This is a genomic window from Nocardioides sp. (assembly GCF_047607365.1).
GTDB lineage: Bacteria > Actinomycetota > Actinomycetes > Propionibacteriales > Nocardioidaceae > Nocardioides.
The window spans coordinates 1-2,893 of sequence record NZ_JASGDD010000107.1 but is presented as its reverse complement, the minus strand read 5'-3'; the positions used below and the strand labels follow the sequence as shown (position 1 = coordinate 2,893).

6 protein-coding genes are annotated in these 2,893 nt (G+C 74.6%); 2 read left to right on the top strand and 4 right to left on the bottom strand.

Annotated features, from left to right (window positions below; genetic code table 11):
* Positions 1-410, top strand: a 410-nt coding sequence (locus QM572_RS07955; protein WP_415091815.1) for an ATP-binding cassette domain-containing protein, incomplete at its 5' end; no start/stop codon positions are given.
* Between the two features lie 170 nt (positions 411-580).
* On the top strand, positions 581-1,354 hold the full coding sequence (locus tag QM572_RS07950; protein ID WP_415091813.1) for a sensor histidine kinase: 774 nt from the start codon (positions 581-583) through the stop codon (positions 1,352-1,354).
* A gap of 19 nt (positions 1,355-1,373) precedes the next feature.
* On the opposite strand, the gene QM572_RS07945 is transcribed toward QM572_RS07950, so the two are convergent.
* The 4 genes from QM572_RS07945 to QM572_RS07930 all read right to left on the bottom strand — a co-directional run.
* The gene (locus tag QM572_RS07945; protein ID WP_415091811.1) at positions 1,374-1,967 is read right to left on the bottom strand and encodes a GTP-binding protein; all 594 of its coding nucleotides are present in this window, start codon (positions 1,965-1,967) and stop codon (positions 1,374-1,376) included.
* Between the two features lie 9 nt (positions 1,968-1,976).
* A complete protein-coding gene (locus tag QM572_RS07940) occupies positions 1,977-2,309 on the bottom strand; it encodes a DUF742 domain-containing protein (protein WP_415091809.1) in 333 nt (110 codons plus the stop codon).
* Positions 2,306-2,707 (bottom strand): roadblock/LC7 domain-containing protein, encoded by a 402-nt coding sequence (locus QM572_RS07935; protein WP_415091807.1) that lies wholly within the window; start codon positions 2,705-2,707, stop codon positions 2,306-2,308. Before QM572_RS07935 ends, QM572_RS07940 begins: the two co-directional genes overlap by 4 nt.
* Positions 2,704-2,893, bottom strand: a 190-nt coding sequence (locus QM572_RS07930) for a hypothetical protein (RefSeq protein ID WP_415091805.1), incomplete at its 5' end; no start/stop codon positions are given. The genes QM572_RS07930 and QM572_RS07935, both read right to left, overlap by 4 nt.

The window sequence follows — 2,893 nt, the reverse complement described above, 5'->3', positions numbered from 1 at the left end:
GTCGCACCGGCCGGGCCGAGGCCGAGGCGCGGGGCCGGGAGCTGCTGGGCCGGATCGGGCTCGCCGAGCACGCCGGCGCCTACCCCGACCGGCTCTCCGGCGGCCAGCAGCAGCGCGTCGCCATCGTCCGCGCGATCGCCACCGACCCCGAGCTGCTGCTCCTGGACGAGATCACCTCGGCGCTGGACCCGGTGCTGGTCGGCGAGGTGCTCGACCTCGTCCGCCAGCTCAAGGAGGGCGGCTCGACGATCCTCATGGCCACCCACGAGATGGGCTTCGCCCGGCGGGTCGCGGACCGGGTCGTCTTCCTCGCCGGCGGCCGCGTGGTGGAGGCGGGCACTCCGGAGCAGATCTTCGACCATCCACGGGAGCAGGCCACCCGCGACTTCCTCGCGCGGCTCAGCCACTAGGCCATGCCTGGCGGTCGACGGCACCTGGGCTCAGGCGGCGGCGAAGGGACGGTGGGCCCAACGGAGAAACCACGATCGACTCGCCGCATTCGGCACCTCCGCCGGCCACGCCGGGGCTAGCATCGTGCCGACGGCCCACTCGGAAGGCTTCTCACCGAGGAGGGGTAGTGATGAGCTCGCTGGCGGAGGACGAGGTCGACGCGGTCGGCGACCCTCTCGCCGCGCAGGCGCGTCGGCTGCGTCGCCCCGCCGACCTGCGTCAGGCCGACGCCTACCGCGGCCGGATGATCGGGAGGGTGGCCCACGAGCTGCGCACCCCGCTGACCTCGATCCTCGGCCACCTGGACCTGCTCCGCGAGGGCGACCTCGAGCCCACCTCGTCCGAGCACGTCCTCGACCTCCTCATCCGCAACGCGGAGCGGATGGCCGAGGTGCTCGACGACCTCCTCGTCCTGACCCGCACCCGCGAGATCCCCCGTCCTCGCGGGCGGGTCAGGGTCTGCCTCGGCGACGTCGTCCGCGAGGCCGTGGAGCTGCTCGCGCCGATGGCTGCCGACGCCGAGGTCGCCGTCACGCTCGACGTGCCCGAGCAGGGCCCCTTCGTCCGCGGCGACCAGGGCGAGCTCCTCCGGGTCGTGCAGAACCTGCTCAGCAACGCGCTGAAGTACGGCGGCGACCAGGTGCGCCTGACGGTCCTCGTCGGCGCCACCACGGTGACCCTCGAGGTCGCCGACCGCGGCATCGGCATCGCGCCCGGGGACCAGGCGAGGCTGTTCACCGAGTTCTTCCGTGCCGCCGATCCCGCCGTACGGGCGCAGCCCGGGACTGGGCTCGGGCTGGCCATCGTCGAGCGGCTCGTCACCGCCCACGGCGGCACGATCGCGGTCGACTCCGCGCCCGGTCGCGGCGCGACCTTCCGCGTCGTCCTCGCCCGCACCGCCTGACCCCGTCCGCGGATCCGGCTCAGACCGGCTCGAGCTGGGCGATCGCGTACTCCACCAGCGCGATCAGCGTGTCTCGCGTCGACCTCCGCTCACGCGCGTCGCACGTCACGATCGGCACCTCGGGACGCAGCGCGAGCGCCTCGCGGACCTGCTCGGTGGTGTGGGCGGCGCCGTCCGCGAACACGTTGTGGGCGACGACGAAGGGGATCTCGCGGGCCTCGAAGTAGTCGATCGCGCCGAAGCAGTCGGCCAGCCTCCGCGTGTCGACCAGCACGACGGCGCCGATGGCACCGTGCGTGAGGTCGTCCCACATGAACCAGAACCGGTCCTGCCCCGGCGTACCGAAGAGATAGAGGATCAGCCCGGCGTCCAGCGAGAGCCGGCCGAAGTCCATCGCCACGGTGGTGGTCCGCTTCCCGGGGACGAGCGAGAGGTCGTCCACGTCGACGGAGGCCTCCGTCATCACGGCCTCGGTGGTGAGCGGCTCGATCTCCGAGACCGAGCCGACGAAGGTGGTCTTGCCGACGCCGAAGCCGCCGGCGACGACGATCTTCGCCGACAGGCTCGCGTTGCGGCCCTCGGAGTGCGGGAGGTGGCGCGCGTGGGTGGACATCGGCCGGCCTCAGAGTCTCCGCAGCCCGCCGAGCACGCGCTGGAGCAGTGCGGCGTCGGGGCGGTCGGAGTGGGAGGCGTGCGCGGTCACGAGGCCGCGCTCGGCCAGGTCGGAGAGCAGCACGCGTACGACGCCCAGCGGGAGCCCGACGAGGGCGGCGAGCTCCGCGACCGAGTGCGCCGTCCCGGCGACGGTGAGCAGGCTGCGCTCCTCGGGGGTCGTGCCCCGCTCGGCCGCGATGCCCGGCGCGGCGGTGACCAGGGCCTCGACCGGATACTGCCGCGCCGGCCGGGTGCGCCCCCGGGTCAGGGCGTAGGGGCGGACCAGCGACGGCTCGCTCACGGCCGCCCCGCCCGGGTCGCCGGCGTCAGTGCGGTGGCCACGCGGTCGATCAGCAGGGACATCTCGTAGCCGACCTGTCCCAGGTCGCAGGCCGGCGAGGCGAGCGCGGCGAGCGAGGAGCCCTCGCCGACGCTCATCAGCACGAGGTAGCCGCCGTCCATCTCGACCACCATCTGGTGGACCTGGCCGGCGGCGAAGCAGCGCGCGGCGCCCTGGGTGAGCGACGTCAGGCCGGACGCGATCGCGGCGAGCTGGTCCGCGCGGTCGGGCGGGAACGCCGCCGAGCGGGCCAGTGGCATGCCGTCGGCCGACACCAGGATGACGTGGGCGACGTCGGGGCTCGCCCGGGTGAGCGAGTCGACCAGCCAGTCCAGCCGGCCGCCGGTCGGCGCGGTCACTGCCGGGCCTCGCTGGGGAGAGCGTCGTCGACGTCGAGCGGGTCGCGCAGCGGGTCGCGCAGCGGGTCGGGCGTCCTGGCCGCGCGGGCCCGCCCGACGCCCGCCTGGAAGCCGGAGAGGGCGTGCGAGCGCCGCGGGTCGCGTACGCCGCCCGGCGCGACGTCCGCCGACACGTCCTCGGCCGCC

Excerpts from the sequence above, each read along its gene's own strand:
- QM572_RS07945 (WP_415091811.1), bottom strand. The coding sequence starts at position 1,967 with ATGTCCACCCACGCGCGCCACCTCCCGCACTCCGAGGGCCGCAACGCG.
- QM572_RS07950 (WP_415091813.1), top strand. The coding sequence starts at position 581 with ATGAGCTCGCTGGCGGAGGACGAGGTCGACGCGGTCGGCGACCCTCTC.